Genomic DNA, 20,992 nt, shown 5'->3' on the forward strand with positions numbered 1-20,992 from the left:
GGCGCGGGGTCGCTCGTCTTGGGGGATTTAGGGGGCGATATACAAGCAAACGAGACAAACACTAATGAAAACCGAAAATATTCAAGACATTTACGAACTATCGCCGATCCAGCAAGGAATTTTATTTCACTGTATTTATGCACCAGAATCGGGTTTTTACTTCGTTCAAAAAATATTTACTTTACGGGGTAAACTTAACTTTGACGCATTCGATCGCGCTTGGCAAGAAGTAGTAGCGCGTCATACCAGTTTGCGGACGGGTTTTTATTGGGAGGACATCAATAAACCCCTACAGGTGGTGTACCAACGAGTACAAGTACCAATTGGGCAAGAAGATTGGCGAGGATTAACTGTAGAAGAACAAGAACGGAAATTTGAGTCTTTTTTGCAGCGCGATCGCGATTTGGGGTTCGATCTGGCTCAAGAATGTTTGATGCGAATAACTTTATTCCGTTTGGATGAAGATACTTATAAGTTTGTCTGGACTTCCCATTTTATTAATATGGATGGTTGGTCGGTAGCTTTGGTATTAAGTGAATTCGTGCAGTTATACGAGGCATTTTGCCAGCAACGCGAGGCATCTTTAACCTCTGGTAGTGCGTTTAAAAACTATATTACCTGGTTGCAGAAACAAGATTTTGAGGAAGCGGAAAGCTTTTGGCGCGAGAGGCTTAGGGGTTTAAAAGCACCAACACCCCTGAGTAATTTGTATACCAAGCAAAGTTCTAATAAAGAACAAAAATACGACCAGCAAAGACGCTTGTTATCCGAGACGACAACCACAGCATTAAAATCTCTAACGCGTCGGCATCAGTTAACTTTAAATACTCTCATGCAAGCAACTTGGGCTTTACTTCTAAGTCGCTATACGGGAGAAAAGAAAGTCGTCTATGGCTATACTACCGCAGGTCGTCCCGTAGAATTAAGCGACGTAGAATTGATGGTGGGAATGACCATCAATAGTTTACCTGTCTGGGTAGAAGTAGACGAACGGCAAAAATTACTAACCTGGAGTCAGCAGTTACAAAAGCAGTTAGTAGAAATGCGCCAGTACGAATACAGTCCTTTGGTAGATATTCAAGGCTGGACAGAATTACCGCGAGATGTGCCTTTGTTTGAAAGTTTGGTGGTGTTTGAAAAAGTACCGATGCTGTCAACGTTTCAGGTAAGTCAGGGGGAATTAGAGATTGAAATGACCGATATTTTATACAAAACTAATTATCCTCTCAACATCGTAATTTATCCTTTTGCTCAATTAACTATAGAAATTTCTTACGACTGTAGCCGTTTTGATGCTGTTACTATTGAAGGCATTCTTCAGCATTTAGAAATATTGCTACAGGGTATAGTCAATAATCCCCAAGCACGTCTTCAGGACTTATCTTTACTAACGCCATCCGAACGAGAATTTACTCGAATTTTAGAACGAGAAGCAACCTTTAATTTTGATGTTGTACCTCTGTAGGTGCGATTCGCGAATCACCTCTACTTATCTTTACTTTTTATACCAAAAAACGCCATGAATGTCTTTGAACAATGGGAATCAAATGTTAGAAGTTACTGTCGTAGTTTTCCTGCTACATTTCATCGAGCAAAAAGTTCGATAATTTACTCTAATGATGGAAGAGAATACATCGATTTTTTAGCAGGTGCGGGTGCTTTAAATTACGGACATAACAATGAGAAAATCAAACAAGAAGTTATGTCCTATCTCAACTCCGATACTATTATTCACGGTTTAGATTTACATACTTCGGCTAAAGAAAAATTTCTAACTAAGCTTTCCGAAACGATTTTAAAGCCAAAAAATTTAGATTACCGAGTTCAATTTTGTGGTCCTACGGGAACAAATGCGGTAGAAGCAGCTTTAAAGTTAGCTAGAAAAATTAAGCAAAGAACGGGCATATTTTCCTTTATGGGAGCATTTCACGGTATGACTTCTGGTAGTTTAGCCGTTACGGGAAACACCACTATTAAAGAAGGGATTTGGGGTACATCAAATAACGTTACTTTTATGCCCTATCCGTACGGATTTATGGCGACTTTCGACACTATTGACTACATAGATTCGGTACTCAATGATGTTAATTCGGGGATCGAAAAACCAGCAGCAATTATTTTTGAAACGGTTCAAGCAGAAGGAGGAATTATTGTTGCTTCTGTAGAGTGGTTGCAGAGACTGAGAGAATTATGCGATCGCCACGACATTCTCTTAATTTGTGACGATATTCAAGTTGGTTGTGGGCGTACTGGTTCTTTCTTTTCTTTCGAGCGAGCTAATATTGTTCCCGATTTGGTAGTGCTATCAAAATCAATTAGTGGCTATGGTTTTCCCATGTCATTGCTGTTAATTAAATCAGGCTTAGATTTGTGGCAACCTGCGGAACATACTGGTACTTTTCGCGGTAATCAATTGGCTTTTGTGGGAGCAAGAGCAGCTTTAGAATATTATTGGCAAAATGATAACTTGTCAAAAGAAATTAAACTTAAAGAGACTTTTTTACGCACTTTTTTGACAGAAGAAATTGGCTCGATTAGCGATCGCATCTCTATTCGAGGCATTGGCGCGATCTGGGGCATAGATTTAGCTAATTTTGGTGGCGCGAGTTTGGCGAAGGAAATTACTTCTTTGTGTTTTGAGTCGGGATTGATTGTAGAACGGGTTGGCAGAAACGACACGGTAATTAAAATTTTACCGCCTTTAAATATTGAAATGGCTACTTTACAGAAAGGTTGTTCGATTTTGCAACAGGCTTTTACTAAATGTTTAGTATCACCTGTTTTGTAACTACAAGGTGAAGTACATATCTGGGTAAAAAAACGATTTTAATTTTTAGATAATTCAATGCAAACTTTAATAAAAGAAATAAAAACGAAACCGCTACAAAATTATTTAACTAATAAAACTTATTGGTTAAACCAGCTAACAGGAGAATTACCTGAAACAAACATTCTTATCGATTGTTTAAGACCTGAAGTTTATCGAGGCAAGAATAAAGAAATCTCTTTTAACTTGTCGGCTGAACTATCACAGGCTGTTATTAAATTAACCAACGGTTCTTCTTTATCAATTTATTTGTGTTTGTTGACAGCATTTAATGTTTTGCTGCATAAGTATACTAACAGCAACGATTTAATTGTAGGGATACCTAGTTATCGATCGCCTTCTAATACCTCTGATGTTTTACCTTTACGAATTGATGTAGATGATCGATTTAGTTTTAAAGAGTTTCTATTGCAGGTTAAAGAAAATGTAATTAGTGCTTATACCCATCAAGATTATGCTTTTGAGGAATTATTGGATTTATTAGCCATACCCCAAGCACAAAATCGCTGTTCACTTTACGATATTGTAGTTCTGTTAGAAAATATTCACGATCGCAATTGTGTAGCTAATCTCAACAACGATCTAACAGTTTCTTTCTCAGTACATAATTCTGTAATAGAAGGAAAAATAATCTATAGTCAAGCTTTGTTTAAATATGAAGCGATCGCGACGCTAGTTAGACATTATCTGAATGTTATCGAGACGGTTGTTAAGAATATAAATACGGAAATTTCTAGTATAGTTTTATTCAAAGACGGAGAACGAGATTTATTACTGAGAGGTTTTAACGATAATGCTAAAATCTATCCAGTAGATAGAACAATTCACGATCTGTTTGCCGAACAAGCAAAGCGGACTCCAAACGATCTTGCTGTTGTTTATAACCAAGAACAACTAACTTATCAACAATTAAGCGATCGCGTTAGTAAATTAGCTGCATTTTTACATAGCTTGGGAGTCGAACGAGGCGATCTTGTCGGTATCTATCAAACACGCAATATTAATTTTTTAATTTCCATCCTGTCTATTTTAAAAGCAGGAGGTGCTTATGTTCCTTTAGATTGTACCTATCCACGCGATCGCCTCAAATATATGCTGATTAATAGTGAAGTAAAAATTCTTTTAACCCAATTTTCACTATTAGATTTGTTTGCAGACGGTTTAGAAGATTATCGGCATTTGCAGCATATTATTTGTTTGGATACTAATAATTTAGCAGACACAGAAATAAAGGGAATTAATTTATATTCGACAGAAGATATCGATCGCTGTGAAACAAAAAATACAGAAAATGTAGCAACGGGAAAAGATAAAGCCTACACGATCTATACTTCTGGTTCAACAGGATTACCCAAAGGTGCAATTATCAGACATGATGGGGCGATTAATCATATCTACGCCCAATTCGATGCCTTGGAGTTACAGCCAGGATTTAGTTTTCTCCAAAGTGCGCCAGCGTCTTCTGATATTTCCGTATGGCAATTCCTCGCACCTATTTTGTTTGGTGGTAAAACGGTTATTGCCGATAAGGAAACTATATGTAATCCCGATAGGTTATTTGAGTTAATCAAACAAGAAAAGCTAACTCTAGTGGAACTCGTTCCTGTAGTTCTCAGCAGTTTACTCGATTACGTTTCTCAATTATCATCCCAGGAAAGATTTTTACCCAATCTTCAGTGCATGATGATTACGGGGGAATATGTAGCGGTGGAATTGGTCAACCGTTGGTTGAGTCTGTATCCTGAAATTAAGGTAGCCAATGCTTATGGACCAACAGAAGCCTCAGATGATATCACTCAATATATCATTAACGAGCCTTTGGCAGCGAATCAAAAAACCGTTCCCATAGGTAAACCTTTAGCTAACAACAGTATTTACATTGTTAATTCTCAGATGCAGTTACAGCCTATTGGCATACCTGGGGAGATTTGTGTATCTGGTATTGGTGTGGGAGATGGTTATTGGCGCAATGAAACCAAAACAAAGGAATGTTTCGTCCCCAACCCATTTGCTGTAAGGGCGAACGGCGGTTCGCCCCTACTATACCGAACAGGCGATCTAGGCAAATGGCTACCAGATGGCAATATTGAATTTTTAGGACGCATCGACCATCAGGTGAAAATTCGCGGATTTCGTATTGAATTAGGGGAAATTGAGACAGTATTGAGTCAACATCCAACGGTGTCGTCTGCTGTAGTAATCTTGCGGGAAGATACACCAGAAGATAAGCGTTTGGTTGCTTATGTTGTTCCTCATAAAGATAATGACACCGACGAACTACCTACTATTCTGCGAAATTTCCTCAAAGCCAAACTCCCAGAATATGCCATCCCTTCAAATTTTATTTTCTTAGATGCTTTACCCCTAACTCCTAGTGGCAAAGTAGATCGACAGGGTTTACCCGCGCCAGAGATAAATCGAGACAACCAAGAGAAATCAGATATTTTACCTCGCACTCCAGTAGAAGAAGTCATTGCAGGGGTTTGGAGTCAGGTATTAAAAACAGACTGCGTAAGCATCAACGATCATTTCTTCGATCGCGGGGGACATTCTTTATTAGCTACTCAGCTTATTTCACGGTTGCGTCAGATTTTCCAGATCGAGTTACCCCTACGCTATGTTTTTGAGTTTCCTACCATAGCAGAATTAGCTAAAGGGGTAGAGTCGATGAAGCAATCTCAAAACGTTTTAGAAATTCCGCCTCTAGTACCCGTTTCTAGAGACGATAACTTACCCCTTACTTATGCCCAAGAAGGATTGTGGTTTATCCAGCAGTTGAATCCCGATCTTCCTATTTATAATAGTCCTGCTGCGGTACGGTTGACTGGTTCGTTAAACATTCCCGCTTTTGAAAAAAGTCTCAATGAAATTCTGCGACGACATGAAGCTTTACGCACTAGGTTTACTCTCGTAGAAGGAAAGCCAGTACAGGTTATTGTCCCCAATCTAACCTTAAAAATTCCTGTAGTCAGTTTAGAGGATTTACCAGAGGCAGAAAGAGAAGAGGAATTTCTGCGACTGGCAGATAAAGAAGCCAAGTTACCCTTTGACTTAGCCAAACCACCTCTACTAAGAGTAACCCTACTAAAATTAAGTGCTACCGACTATGTAGCCTTATTTACCATGCACCATATCGCTACTGATGGTTGGTCGATCGCAATTTTAATTCAAGAATTATCTACTCTTTACGAGGCTTTCTCTACCGAAACCCCGTCACCCTTACCAGAATTAACAATTCAATATGCCGATTTTGCCCACTGGCAACGTCAATGGTTACAGGGAGAAGTATTAGCAGAAAAGTTAGACTACTGGCAGCAACAACTAGCAGGTATTCCTACCAGCTTAAATTTAGAGAAATTAGCGGTAAATAAACCCAAAACAAAACAAAATAGAGAATGTGCTGTCCGATCTTTCTTATTACCTCCCGAACTATCGACAAAAATTAAGGCTTTAAGTTCTCAAGAAGGTGTCACTCTGTTTATGACACTGCTAGCGAGTTTCCAAACCCTCCTGTATCGCTATACAAACCAGGAAGATATTATAGTGGGAACAGATGTTGCCAATCGCGATCGCCCCGAACTAGAAGCAATTGTGGGTTTCTTCGTCAATCTTTTATTATTACGAGGAGATTTATCGGGAAATCCTACTTTTAGAGAATTATTAGAACGAGTGCGAGAAACCACTTTAGCAGCATACGATCGCGCCGATGTACCTTTTGCCAAATTAGTCGAAGCTTTACGCCCAGATCGTACAAGTAGCGTTACACCTCTATTTCAAGTTTTATTCGTTTTGCAAAATGTTCCCATGCCAGCCTTTGAGTTATCTGGTTTGCAAGTCGAGGTGATGGAATTGAATACGGGTTTGGCGAGATTTGACTTGGCTTTATTTATGGAAGAAACGGCAGCAGGTATTAAAGGTACTTGGAAATACCGCAGCGATTTATTTACACCAGATGCGATCGCCCGTATTACCGATAATCTACAAACCTTATTGTGCGGTATTACCGATAACCCCGATACACCTATAGATACTTTAAAAATGCTGAGTGAATCGCAGAAACAAGAGCAAGTTACTACTAAAAAAGCTAAATTCAATAAATTCAAACGAATTAAGCCCAAAGCGGTTACTATTGCCCAACAGGAATTAATTACCACCAGTTATTTACAACCCAAACAGCATCTTCCTTTAGTCATTCAACCCAATAACAATGACATAGACTTAGCAGACTGGGCGTGTAACCACAGAGAATATTTAGAAAATAACTTACTCCAACACGGTGCAATTCTGTTTCGCGGTTTTCAAACCGATACAGTAAGCAAGTTTGAACGAGTAGCCAGTGCGATATGTCCCCAACTCTTTGCTAACTACGGCGACTTACCTAGAGAAGGGAAAAGCGAAAAAGTCTATAAATCTACACCCTATCCCAGCGATCGCGCTATTTTGTTTCATAACGAAAGTTCTCACCTACACCAATATCCCCTCAAAATTTGGTTTTTTTGCGTCCAACCAGCCCAACAAGGAGGAGAAACCCCAATTGTAGACTGCCACCGAGTTTATCAACTCCTAAATCCCAAACTGCGATCGCACTTAGAAAACCAACAATTAATGTACGTCCGCAACTACATTGAAGGTTTAGATGTCAGTTGGCAAGACTTCTTTCATACCAGCGATAAAAACTTAGTGGAACAATACTGTAGGGAGTCGGAAACCGAGTTTGAATGGTTGCCCAATAACGGCTTACGCACCCGTAAAGTACGCCCCGCTATTTCTCCTCATCCCAAAACAGGAAAATCTCTTTTCTTCAATCAAGTACAACTACACCATATTTCCTACCTAGAACCAGAAGTTAGAAATTCTCTCCTTTCAACCTTTGGCGAAGCTAATCTACCCCGTAACGTTTACTACAGCGACGGTGCGTCCATCGAAGACTCAGTAATGGCAGAAATTAACGCAGCCTACCAACAAGCCCAAGTTAGCTTTCCCTGGCAACAAGGAGACATTTTAATGCTAGACAATATGCGCGTTGCCCATGCCCGCAACTCCTATACAGGCGATCGCAAAATTGCTGTGGCAATGGGGGAAATGAACATTACTGAAACAAATTGAACTCAATACATATTTTGTAAGGGTGTTTCGCGAAACGCCCCTCCTTTACTTAATCTATCGCTACAAAATTCAAATCTATAAATGCAAAATTTAACATTGGAAGGTTTTTGGCTTTCGCCCCAACAAAAACATCTTTGGTCGTTACAACCCAATAGTTCGGCATATCGTGCCCAATGTGCCGTTAATCTTGAAGGTGAACTAGACGTAGAAATTTTACAACAAGCTATAAAACAAATCGTCAACCGCCATGAAATTCTTCGCACGCGGTTTGTTCGGCAACCTGGAATGATAATGCCAATGCAGGTTATTGAAACTGTTAGTAACTTTTCTTGGCAGACGTTAGATCTAAAAGATTTAACTTCCCAGCAACAGCAATTAGAAATAGATAAATTATTCCAAACAGAAAGAAACTATACTTACGATTGGGAAAAAGATGCTTTACTGCGCTTATCTTTACTTATTCTGTCGCCTCAGAATCATACACTTTTAATTACTCTGCCATCTTTGTGTTGCGATCGCACTTCTCTAAAAAATTTAGTTAAAGAAATTAGTTATATCTATAGTAGCCCCCTAAATCCCCTGCCCCCCTATAATCCCCCCAACTTTGAGGGGATGGGGGACTTGGAAAATGAAAATGATTCCCCCCAGAATTGGGGGGCTAGGGGGGCAACAGATGAAGAACCAACACAATATCTTCAATTTTCTGAATGGCACAACGAATTACTAACAGAAGAGGATGTAGAAGAAGGACAAGCTTACTGGCAACAATTAGATTCACCAAAAACCGCAACCCTTCCTTTTGAAAAGCGATCTAGTGAAATTAACTTTCAATCGGATGTTTATTCCGTACAATTCGATCCAACAATAGTAAATAAATTGGAATGTGTAGCCAGTCTACATAACACCACAATAGAGAAATTATTATTAACCTACTGGCAAATATTTCTCTGGCGACTTACGGGACAGTCAGAAATTACCGTAGAGACTATTTTTGATGGTAGAAGCTATGAAGAATTAGAAGAAACTTTAGGATTATTAGCCAAATGGTTGCCCGTCTGCTGTTCGTTTAAAAACGAAGCTAAATTTAGTGAAATATTAGACCAAACTAGCCAAAATTTAGAAAATCATCACCAATGGCAAGAATATTATCTCTGGCAAGAGAATACAGATTCTAATAACAGAATTGCCTTTGAGTATGTAGATTTGTCAGATAAATATAGTGCAGATGGAGTTAGTTTTATAAGCGATCGCCAGTATGTTTGTTTTGAACCATTTAAACTCAAACTAACTTGTATACGTAAAGCAGAATCTTTAATCGCCGAGTTTCACTACGATCGCGATCTTATCGATTTAGAAGATATTAAATATTGGGGCAATTTATTTCAAAATTTAGTAGCGAGTGCGGTTAATAATCCAGAAGCTAAAGTTAGCGAATTGGAGATTTTAAATACAAGCGATCGCCACAAGTTACTGGTTGAATACAATCAAAATCAAGCAGATCATCCTTTAGATAAATGTATTCACCAACTGTTTGAAGAACAGGTAGTAAAAACTCCTAATAATATTGCCGTTGTTTTTGAAGACGAACAATTAACTTATGCCGAATTAAATCATCGTGCTAACCAACTGGCGCATTATCTACAACGTCTGGAAGTAAAATCAGAAGTCTTGGTAGGAATTTGTCTAGAGCGATCGCTTGAGAATATTATTAGTTTATTAGCCATTATCAAAGCTGGTGGGGCGTATTTACCCTTAGATCCAGCTTTGCCTCCTGCTGCTGTAGCTTTACGTCTACAAGATGCCCAAGCTAAAGTTTTACTAACCCAACAAAAATTAAGCCAAAACTTGCGCGAATTAGACAGCAAAATAGTTTGCTTGGATAGTAACAAAGAGATAATTGCCAGAGAAAGCAAAGAAAACCCCGATTCTGAAGTAAAACCCGAAAATTTAATCTATGTAATTTATACTTCTGGTTCGACGGGTAAACCTAAAGGAGTTGCGATAGAACATCGACAACTACTTAATTACTTCTATGCCATTCAACCCAGACTAAATATACCTGCCGGAAGTAACTACGCCCTAGTTTCAACTTTTTCAGCCGACTTAGGCAACACGGTTATTTTTCCTTCCCTGTGTACTGGTGGCTGTTTGCATATCATCCCTTCCGAAACCGCCTCCGATCCCCAAGCCTTATCGGCATATTGCGATCGCCATTCAATTGACTGTCTTAAAATCGTTCCTTCCCACTTAAACGCCTTGCTCACAGCCGAACAACCAGCCAAAATATTACCCCGACAGCGATTAATCTTAGGGGGAGAAGTCGCCAGTTGGGATTTAATCGATCGCCTTCGAGAATTAGCCCCAGAATGTAAGATTCTCAATCATTATGGTCCTACAGAAGCCACCATCGGCGTAACTACTTTTGAAGTAGACATCAAAGCAAAAAACAAATCTGCAACAGTTCCCATTGGTAAAGCGATCGCTAATACCCAAATTTATCTCCTCGACTCCCAAGGGCAACCCGTACCCATCGGCGTACCAGGAGAATTACACATCGGCGGTACGGGATTAGCACGGGGTTATTTAAACCAGCCACAATTAACCGCAGAAAAATTTATTCCCAACCCCCACGTAGTAGGGGCGATTCGCGAATCGTCCCTACTGTACAAAACAGGCGATCGCGCTCGATATTTACCAGATGGTAATATCGAATTTTTGGGTAGAACCGACAATCAGGTCAAAATTCGAGGTTTTCGCGTCGAATTAGGAGAAATTGAAGCAGTATTAAGCCAACACCCAGATATAGAACAGGCAGTAGTTACAGTCTCAGAAGATCGCCGATTAGTAGCACATGTAGTTCCAAAACAACTAAAAACCCTCAATAGTAAAAACTTACGTAATTTTGCCCTTAATAAACTACCAGAATACGCCACCCCCTCAACTTTTGTTTTCCTCAAAACCTTACCCCTAACTCCCAACGGCAAGATCGATCGCCAAGCATTACCAGCATCAGATTCAATCCTCCCCGAACTAGAAGCAGTTTACACACCACCCCGCACCCCAATAGAAGCCGAGCTAGCAGAGATTTGGCAAGAACTTTTAAATCTAGAAAGAGTGGGTATTAACGATAATTTTTTTGAACTAGGAGGACATTCTCTACTCATTACCCAACTGCTTGCCCGCATCCGCGATACTTTTAAAATCGAAATTTCCTTACAAAGTTTGTTTAAACTGCCTACTGTCGCTAATATCGCTCAGAAAATCGCAGGAAAACAAGATAATGCAGCTAATTCTATTGACTTACAAGCCGAAGCGGTTTTAGATCCGACAATACACCCTAATGGACTTGTTTACAGTCGAGATATAAAACCCACTGCTATCTTCCTAACTGGCGCAACAGGTTTTTTAGGGGCTTTTTTACTCTACGAACTCTTGCAGCAAACCCAAGCGGATATTTACTGTTTGGTGCGATCGCCCGATCTTGAGTCAGGTAAGCAAAAGCTACAAAACAATCTCGCATCCTATCTACTTTGGAAAGCTGGTTTTAATAATAGAATTATCCCCGTCATTGGCGATCTATCACAACCACTACTAGGCTTATCCCAATCTAAATTTCAACAATTGGCAACCCAAATCGATGACATCTATCACAATGGGGCATTAGTCAACTTTACCTATCCCTACCAAACCCTTAAAAAACCCAATGTATTAGGAACTCAAGAAGTTCTCAGATTAGCAAGTCAAGTAAAACTCAAACCCGTACATTTTATTTCTACCACTAGCTTTGTTTATCCTGCAAAAGAGGGAATAGGAGAAGATTCAAACCTGAGAATAATTAGAGAAGAAGACAGTATCGACAATGCCCTAATGCCTACCGATGGCTATGCCCAAAGTAAGTGGGTAGCAGAAAAACTAGTTACTATCGCCCGCGATCGCGGTATGCCCATTTTTATCTATCGCCCTGGCAGAATTTCGGGACATAGTAAGACTGGTGCTTGTAACAGTAACGATCATACCTATCGCATTATCAAAGGTTGTATTCAATTAGGAAGCATCCCTGACTTAAACATCGAATGGAACTTAAGCCCCTGCGATTATGTAAGTAAAGCGATCGTTTATCTCTCCCAACAAAGCGAATCTTTAGGTAAAGCCTTTTACCTCCGCAACCCTCAGCCATTTAATCTCAAAGCAATGGCTCAATATCTTGATTTTTTGGGCTATCCCGTTAAGTTAGTTGACTACGAACAATGGCGATCTCGCCTAAACAATAATTCTACCAACAATGCCTTATATCCTCTAATTTCTACTTTTACCAACCCAGAAAAATCGCCCGTACCCAAACAAAAATATGACTGTAGCAACGCGATCGCTCTCTTAGCCGATAGTGACATTAATTGTCCTCAAATAAACCGAGAATTATTTGGAATTTACATTTCATATCTCGTTAAAACAGGCGTTTTAAATCCTGTGAATACTTAATCCGTTGAAGGCGTACGGCATACGCCCCTGCACAATTTATCTATCGTAAAAATCTTTATGTCTTCTCATACAACAACTCGTTATTCAGAATACGATCGCTTTGCCCGCATTCACAGCGAAACTTGGGGTTTAGAACTCAAGCAATGGGTACCAGAAATAGCCAAATTACTCAAACAACATCTTCCTGGTGAAGTTCCCAAACTCCTTCAGATTCTCGATCTTTGTTGCGGTACGGGAGAACTAGCAGCAGGTTTGCAAAACCTGGGTTATCGAGTGACTGGCATCGATGGTTCGGTAGAAATGTTACGCTACGCCCATCAAAATGCACCCGACAGTCAATTTATCCTCGATGACGCTCGTTTTTTTCAACTGCCATCTACCTTTCATGGCGTTATTTCTACTAATGTCAGCTTCAACCACATACTCGAACTTGAAGACTTAACTCGCGTTCTTTGTAATGTTTATAACGCTTTACTACCAGATGGCGTATTTATTTTCGACTTAAGATTAGATGCTAGTTATCGCTCAAGCTGGCAAGATACCGTACTTGGTGACATCAAAGATGATTGCGTTTGGACGCTACTGCGTAGTTACAATCTTGAAACTAGAATCGGTCAAATAGAAATTGCCATCCTCGAATTATTACAACAAAAATGGCAGCGATCGAATATAACTTGGTCGGTTAAAGGCTATTTTCAAGATGAAGTTTATTCGGCACTTGAAGAAGCAGGTTTTAGAAATATTAGCGTTTACGATGCAGAACGAGATTTTCAACATCCTAGAGGAATTGGCGTAGTTTATTTTATCTGTCGCAAGTAAATAGTTATAAGCTAGTCTGCCTTTTAATTTGCTAGTCAATCGGATAGGGAAAAGGCAATAGGCAATGGACAAAATACGCTGAAAGTTTTGACTATTGCTGCGATCGCGCTGTCAAATTATCTGGATTCGATAAATCGCGTCAAACATTTTTTTTACTGTTAAACAAAAGGTCAAATCATGAACTTCACCACACCACAACAACAATACCTACAAAGATTCATCCACGACTACAACCAACGCACGCCAAAATCCAAACAGTTAGCAGAACAAAACCGCCCGTATTTCGCCGACCATAAAGCCTCAATTATTTTTACCATGCTTCTCAAAGAAATTTGCTATCCGATCGCGGGCGATCGCTCTATAGGTTCTAAAATCTGGGATATCGACGGTAATGAATATTTAGACTTTAGTATGGGTTATGGAGTCAATCTTTTCGGTCATAATCCACCCTTTATCAAACAGGCGATCTCAGAACAGTTAGAACGAGGTATCCATTTAGGACTGGGATCGGAAATTGCCTGTGAAGTAGCCGAAACAATTTGCCAACTTACCAACACCGAACGAGTCGCCCTCAGCAATACTGGCACAGAAGCGGTAATGACTGCAATTCGCCTCGCCCGTACTGCCACTAATCGTTCTAAAATTGCCTTATTTTCGGGTTCTTATCACGGTCATTTTGACGGCACTTTAGTTAAAAATCAAACCTTAGATAATACTCCTCAAGCCTTACCCCTCGCCCCAGGAGTTCCAGCCAGTATAGTAAAAGATGTTTTAGTTTTAGATTATGGCAATCCTAAATCTTTCGATCTTATAAAACAATACCAACAAGAACTAGCTGCGGTTTTAGTCGAACCAGTCCAAACTAGCAACCTGTCACTACAACCTAAAGAATTTCTCCACCAGTTAAGAAAATTCACCCAAGATAACAACATCGCCTTAATCTTTGATGAAATGGTAACGGGTTTTCGTATCCATCCAGGAGGCGCACAGGCATGGTTTAATATTGAAGCTGACTTAGCTACCTACGGCAAAATCGTCGGCGGAGGAATGCCCATTGGTGTCATTGCTGGTAAAGCCAAATATATGAATGCGATCGATGGGGGAATCTGGAATTATGGCGATCGCACTTGTCCCCAAGCCAAAAAAACCTTTTTTGCTGGCACTTATTGCAAACATCCCCTCGCAATGGCAACCGCCCGCGCCGTACTCCTAGAAATAAAAAGTCAGGGGGTTCCCCTTCAGCAACAGTTAACCCAACGCACAGCCGAGTTAGTAGCAACTTTGAATGCTTATTTTATTAAAGAAAAATTACCTCTAAAAATGGTTCACTTTGGTTCTTTATTTGCCGTGAACTTTACCGAAGATTGTACTTCGCCCGATATTGTAGCCTTGTTGCTTTATTACAATCTAATTCATCAAGGAATCTTATTTAGAGAACTAGGCGGTTTCCTTTCCACTGCCCACACAGAGGAAGATTTAAATTATTTAATTAACACTATTAAAAATATAATTGCCGAACTAACCCAAGCAGTTTTTTTATCTAAAGAATATGTATTGCGGTGATGCGATCGCTTTTATTAAACTTGCTAACTATTTACTCTTAGCTTAATCTACTTCTTTGCCTCTTCATCAAACTGAATACTCGATCGCTAGATATCAGAGCAAATTTTTTAACTAAATGAAAATTTATAGCAATAAGTATGATAATGTTTGAACTGAATAAAGCACAAAATTGGGTTTCACAAGACGATTGCTTAAAATAAATCATTAATAACTATTGACAATTAAATAAAGCTATTGTGAATAAGATCGATTTCTCAAAAATGGGACTGCTGGCTAGCCTGTATGTCTCGCAATATATACCGTTAATGTTTTTTTACGAGGCATTGCCAGTATATATGCGACAACACGGAAGTTCTTTAGGCGCGATCGCTCTAGTGAATTTGTTAATTTTGCCTGTGGTCTTAAAGTTTCTCTGGTCGCCTCTAATCGATCGCTATGGCTTTACTCCTTGGGGACACTATCGCTTTTGGATTGTCTTGTTTCAGTTGTTGGTTTCTTTACTAACGGTAGTTTGCGCCTTTATCGATATCGAACAAAACCTAAATCTCTTACTCATAATTGGCTTTGTCATGTGTATCTTCTGTACCAGTCAAGATATAGCAGCAGATGCGATGGCAATTAACTTACTTACTCCTGCCGAAAAAGGTCTGGGCAATGGTATTCAAGTAAGCGGTCATTATTTAGGGGCGGTAATTGGCAGTGGTGGAATGTTAATTTTACTCGACGCGATCGGTTGGCAAAAAACAATGCTGTCGATCGCCTTAATTATGTTAGTTTCCTTGCTACCAATTTTGCAGCATCAAGAACAAATAAGAATCAAACCCAAACGAGTACCTCCAATTTGGCGCGACTTGGGCGAGTTTTTTAGTCGCCGAGAATTGTGGCTGTGGCTATTGGTTTTGGCTACTTATACCACAGGTTCGAGTATGGCAATTACCATGTTTCGTCCCCTGTTGGTAGATATAGGACTATCCGCAGCCCAGATAGGTTTATTAATTGGAGTTGTCAGTTACGGTGTGGGAACAGTAGGGGCTTTAGCAGGCGGTATGACGGTGAATTTTTTAGACCGCAAACGATTATTAATTATTGGTGGCTGCTTTCAGACAGTAATTATTTTAGGTTTTTTGTTACCTGCCTGGGGATTTAGTAGCTTGCTTATCTTGTATGCCTTGGGGATTTTATTTAATGGAATTTTTGGCTATGCTGAAACTGCCACCTCTACTATCAAGATGGATAAAAGCGATCGCGATAGTGCGGGTAGAGACTTTACCATTCAAACATCTTTAGTCTTTGTCAGTAGTACACTCGCGGGTAGTGTCAGTGGCGCAATCGCAGAAACTATTGGTTATTCGGGTTTGTTTGTTCTTAGTGCGGGATTGACTTTGTTAAATTTAAGCTTGATTTTAAAACTGAAATTGTAAGGATAGATGACAATAAGCGATCGCTTCAATGCTATACAAATTGGTTTATCGACCCCATTGTCTGTCGTTACTCAGAAGTTACCGCTCAAAGATGGGGTTTTCCTGTACTGACCTGGTTTCGTCTACGTCAACTTTATTGCTACACTACCGTCACTTTTAGCTTTCCTAGCTTTACGCCATTTTGATAAAGAAAAGCCAATTAATTTCGCTCGAACTTCTCTATTTTTTCCCGATTCGTTTTTATGCTAAAAAAAATTCATTTTTAGTTCTAATTGCTTTGTCAGCTCGTTGACCGTAAGCGAAAAATCTCAACTACTGACTCGCTTTGTCTGTTGAGAGCAGAGTAAATTCTGGCTATAAAAACTAATTTATTTACCATGCAGCAATTGATGTCTAAAATTTTGCATCGCTTAGTTAGTGTTTTATTAAAGCGGATTATTATAGTCTTGATAGTTCTCATGTGTACGGGAGGAATACTCGTTCTAATAGCTGTCAAAAATCTTTCTTTAGAGCTAGTTGAATTACAAGCCAGTAAAAATGCTGAATGGTGTCTTAAAGCTTTAAAAGAAGTAGTAGATGTTTACAGTGATGATGTAGTAGATCGCGTCAAACATAAAGTTCCAGTTAGCGAAAACTATCCTACTATTGAAGGCGCAATTCCCATTCCTCCTACTTACTCAATTGTTATAGGAGAAAGAATCAGCGAACAAAAAGGCAATTTTCGCTTTCGAGTTTATAGTGACTATCCTTTTCCAAGTCGTGTAGAAGATGGTACGGGAGGAGTACAAGACAAATTCGAACAAGATGCACTTACTTATTTAAGAAATAATCCAGGCGATTCATTTTATCGTATGGAAAACTATAACAATCGGCTTTCTATGCGCTATGGAATGCCAATTTTGATGAAGGCTAGTTGTATTTCCTGTCATAATACTCATCCTCAAAGTCCCAAGACAGATTGGCGCATTGGAGATGTTAGAGGTGTTATGGAATTGACTCAGCCTTTAGACAAATTTATGGAACAAAATCAAGATCATATAAATGAATTATCTCTAAAACTAGGCGGATTATCCATGTTATCTTTGTTGGGAATCGGCTTGGTTATCGGTAGATTACGTCAGGCTACCAAAGAATTAGAGTGGAAAGTTAAATCGCGTACGGCACAGTTGACCGAGGCTAATGCCAATTTGGAAGAAAGAAATGGTTTGATTCGGCAAGTTTTTGGGCGTTATCTCAGCAATGATATTGTCACTATTTTAATAAAAGATGCTGCCGAGAAAAAACTAAAGCTAGGCGGTGAAAGGCGCAAAATTACAATTTTGACTTCCGATCTTAGAGGCTTTGCGGCAATTGCAGAGCAGTTTTCACCCGAAGAAGTAATCAAAATACTGAATATTTATTTGGAATACATGGCGGATGTAATTAGCGAATATCAAGGAACGATAGATGAATTTATGGGTGATGGTATTTTGGTTTTATTTGGCGCACCCGTTGCCAAAGAAAATGATGCTATTAGAGCGGTCGCCTGTGCTTGCGCGATGCAGTTAAAAATGGGTGCGGTCAACGAACGAATGAAACAGATGGGCTTACCTACAATAGAAATGGGAATTGGAATTAATACTGGCGATGCAGTTGTGGGAAACATTGGCTCGGAAAAACGCACCAAATACGGAATTGTAGGCAGTCAAGTCAATCTTGCTTATCGTATTGAATCTTATACTACAGGCGGACAAATTCTTATTTCTGAATCTACCTTCAAAGAAGTAAAATCTATTGTTAAAATTGCGGGTCAAAAACTAGTAACTGTTAAAGGTATAGAACAACCAATTTGGATTTATGATGTTTGGGGAATGGACGGTTTCTACAATCTGTTTTTACCCAAAGAGCAAGAACAATTTTTTCCTCTTGCAGTAGAAATTCCCATTCAATATAGAATTTTAGAAGAAAAAGATGTGGCTCAAACTATTTTTAAAGGTAGTTTAATAAAACTTTCTGCTAAAGGAGCAAAAGTAAAAATCAATTCAGTAGAAAACAATGGTAAACCCAAGCCCAATACTAATATAAAACTTAATTTTATTACTCCAACTAGCCCCAAACCTGTTAGCGACTACGCTTATGCAAAAGCAAGCGAAAAACTGACAAATAAAAATTACTTTTATATTACTTTTACTTCTAAATCTCCAGAAATAGAGGCAAGATTAAACAAAATATATCAATGGATAAGTAGATAGTCGATCTCGTTTTACTAAGTGAATGATAAATGTTTAAATTATTATTTTTGGGTTCTGGCTCTGCTTTTACTGTAGGAGCAGATAATTTTCAATCAAATATGCTGTTGATAAACGATCGCGGCAACAAATTATTAATTGACTGTGGTTCGGATATTAGATTTTCTCTATATGAAGCAGGTCTTTCTTATTTAGATATTACAGATATTTATATCAGTCATTTACATTCGGATCATGCTGGAGGACTAGAATATATTGGATTTAGCACTAAATTCGATCCCCAATGTAAAAAACCAAATTTATATTTAAGTAAAGATGTCGGTATAGAATTATGGCAGAAAACTCTGTCTGGTGGCATGAGTTCTATTGCTGGCGATCTAGCAGAATTAAGCACTTTTTTTAATGTTAGTTATATTAGCTCCAATAATTTTTTTGTCTGGCAGAATACTAAATTCGATCTGGTAAAAGTTTCTCATGTCGATAATAGCTATTATTTAATGCCCAGTTATGGTGTGTTTTTCCAAATAAATAAAAGTAAGATTTTTATTACTACCGATACTCAATTACACCTAAATACACTTCAAAAATACTATAAAAAAGCAGATCTAATATTTCAAGATTGTGAAATAGGCGAATATCCTACTAATATACACGCTCACTATCAACAACTACTTCAGTTGCCCAAGCTAGTAAAAAACAAAATGTGGTTGTATGGCTATCAACCAGGAAAGTTACCCGATGCCCGACAAGATAATTTTCTTGGTTTTGTCAAGCGAGGTCAAATATTTAATTTTTGAATAAATTTATCGAGCTTTGTTTTAAATAAATGAACCATCACATAGGTAAAAATTTATTTGGAAAAATATTACCAGTTGCTAATGAAGCTTCTGACTCTGCAAACATTGTTCTAATAATAACTAACATGGTACAAATTTTTTTTCGCGTACCAACTAAGATCGCAATTTTTTGTTTTATCTTCCTGGCAGCTAATAACTCAGTTAAGGCACAAAACCTCGAACAAAATAATTTTCTTGCTTTGCCCAACGATCTAGCTGAAGTCGAGCGACTTCGAGATGTAAACCCAGAAGATTGGGCGTATGAAGCACTAAGAAATTTGAGCGATCGCTATAATTGCCTCGATGGTTATCCCGATGCAACCTATCGAGGTAATGCAGCTATGAGCCGCTATGAATTTGCCGTTGCTTTGAGTTCCTGCCTGCAAAGTATTAGAAAACTTGTAACTTCAGGTCAGATCGAGATAACTCAAGAAGACCTTGCGACTATAGCAAGATTACAAAAAAACTATAGTGCAGAATTAACTAAACTAGACAGTCGCATCGATAAACTAGAAACTAATATCGGACAGTTGGAAGATACTCAATTTTCTACTACTACCAAACTTTTAGGCAACTTAAGAGTTCAAGCCAATACTTTTGTTTCTGGAGATGGCGAACCTCAAACTAACATTCAATACAATCTCTTTTTAGGTCAGCTTACTAGCTTTACTGGTAGAGATTTTTTACTTGCTGCACTAGGTGCAACCAATACTACTTTTCCCGAATTAGCCAGCAATAATAATGGCATTGATTTTGGTTCGACTAGAGAAGGAGCGAGCGATACTGCTGGTTCTGGAAGTACTTTTGGTAGCGTCCGCTTGATTGGCTTAGAGTACCAATTTCCCGTCGGCGAGCGAATTGTAATTGATGTAGTCGCAGCCAACCGCTATCGCTTTAGCCCGATTTTGCTTCCGCAATTTTTTCCTGGCTATACCATCGGACAAGGTCCTGTGAGTACCTTTGCCGAAGCACCGCCAATATATTTACTAGGAGCGGGTTCGGGACTATCGGTTAGCTATGAATTTATTGACTCTGCCGTACTAACTCTGACCTATCTCGGTACATTTGCCAACGATCCTCAAGCGGGAAGGGGTTGGTTTAATGGCGATTATATCGCCGCAGCCCAGATTAACTATAATCCTAGCCCCGACATATTTTTACAGTTTTTATATCAAAAGGGCTATTTCGACAATGGTAATTTCGGTTTCAATAACGGACAAACCTTCAGAGGTAATGGTTTTGTTGGAACGTCTTTAGCCAATCGTTTTGACGATCCTGGAGTTTTCTTTGACGAAGGGGCGGAAGTTTTGAGTAACGCCTACCAAATTGGTGGCTACTATACAATTAGCGAGGGCATTATTGTAGGCGGTTGGGCTAATTTAATTAAAGCTCGGTTGCTGGGCAAAGGCGATGCAGATATTTGGACTTATTCACTGCAAACAGCTTTCCCCGATCTGTTTATTGAAGGCAATCAAGGGGGCATTGTAGTTGGTGTCGAGCCTACTCTTACAGGGTTAGATAGTAGTCTGGAAATTCCCGAATTTAAGAACGACACTTCTTTGCATCTTGAAGTTTATTACAGACATCAGCTTAATGACTATATCTCAGTTACTCCCTCGGTAATTTGGATTACCGCCCCCAACCAGGATGCCAACAACGAAGATATCATTATTGGCGGTGTTAGAACGACTTTTAATTTTTAGTAAAGATCGA

At 39.1% G+C, this 20,992-nt stretch carries 10 protein-coding genes; all 10 read left to right on the top strand.

Features of this window, described 5'->3' with window-relative positions; translation table 11 throughout:
- The first annotated feature begins 64 nt into the window (after positions 1–64).
- The 10 genes from KV40_RS22765 (at position 65) to KV40_RS22810 (ending at position 20,982) form a co-directional block, all read left to right on the top strand.
- The gene (locus KV40_RS22765; RefSeq protein ID WP_036486319.1) at positions 65–1,465 is read left to right on the top strand and encodes a condensation domain-containing protein; all 1,401 of its coding nucleotides are present in this window, start codon (positions 65–67) and stop codon (positions 1,463–1,465) included.
- 54 nt (positions 1,466–1,519) lie between these two features.
- The gene (gene ectB, locus KV40_RS22770; protein ID WP_036486321.1) at positions 1,520–2,788 is read left to right on the top strand and encodes a diaminobutyrate--2-oxoglutarate transaminase; all 1,269 of its coding nucleotides are present in this window, start codon (positions 1,520–1,522) and stop codon (positions 2,786–2,788) included.
- Positions 2,789–2,845: 57 nt separating this feature from the next.
- Positions 2,846–7,933 carry a non-ribosomal peptide synthetase gene (locus KV40_RS22775; RefSeq protein WP_036486323.1) on the top strand — a complete coding sequence of 1,696 codons (5,088 nt, stop codon included), beginning with the start codon at positions 2,846–2,848 and terminating at the stop codon, positions 7,931–7,933.
- An 81-nt stretch (positions 7,934–8,014) separates the two neighbouring features.
- The gene (locus KV40_RS22780; protein WP_036486324.1) at positions 8,015–12,412 is read left to right on the top strand and encodes a non-ribosomal peptide synthetase; all 4,398 of its coding nucleotides are present in this window, start codon (positions 8,015–8,017) and stop codon (positions 12,410–12,412) included.
- 57 nt (positions 12,413–12,469) lie between these two features.
- Positions 12,470–13,231, top strand: a complete 762-nt coding sequence (locus tag KV40_RS22785) for a class I SAM-dependent methyltransferase (RefSeq protein ID WP_036486326.1) — start codon at positions 12,470–12,472, stop codon at positions 13,229–13,231.
- A 177-nt stretch (positions 13,232–13,408) separates the two neighbouring features.
- Positions 13,409–14,794: an aspartate aminotransferase family protein gene (locus KV40_RS22790; RefSeq protein WP_156114120.1), complete on the top strand. Its 1,386-nt coding sequence runs from the start codon at positions 13,409–13,411 to the stop codon at positions 14,792–14,794.
- A 236-nt stretch (positions 14,795–15,030) separates the two neighbouring features.
- Positions 15,031–16,215, top strand: a complete 1,185-nt coding sequence (locus KV40_RS22795; RefSeq protein WP_156114121.1) for an MFS transporter — start codon at positions 15,031–15,033, stop codon at positions 16,213–16,215.
- Between the two features lie 389 nt (positions 16,216–16,604).
- Positions 16,605–18,446: an adenylate/guanylate cyclase domain-containing protein gene (locus KV40_RS22800; RefSeq protein ID WP_216595676.1), complete on the top strand. Its 1,842-nt coding sequence runs from the start codon at positions 16,605–16,607 to the stop codon at positions 18,444–18,446.
- A gap of 29 nt (positions 18,447–18,475) precedes the next feature.
- Positions 18,476–19,240, top strand: a complete 765-nt coding sequence (locus KV40_RS22805; RefSeq protein ID WP_036486332.1) for an MBL fold metallo-hydrolase — start codon at positions 18,476–18,478, stop codon at positions 19,238–19,240.
- Between the two features lie 29 nt (positions 19,241–19,269).
- Positions 19,270–20,982: an iron uptake porin gene (locus KV40_RS22810; protein WP_156114122.1), complete on the top strand. Its 1,713-nt coding sequence runs from the start codon at positions 19,270–19,272 to the stop codon at positions 20,980–20,982.
- Positions 20,983–20,992 lie beyond the last annotated feature (10 nt).

This window comes from Myxosarcina sp. GI1 (assembly GCF_000756305.1).
Lineage (GTDB): Bacteria > Cyanobacteriota > Cyanobacteriia > Cyanobacteriales > Xenococcaceae > Myxosarcina.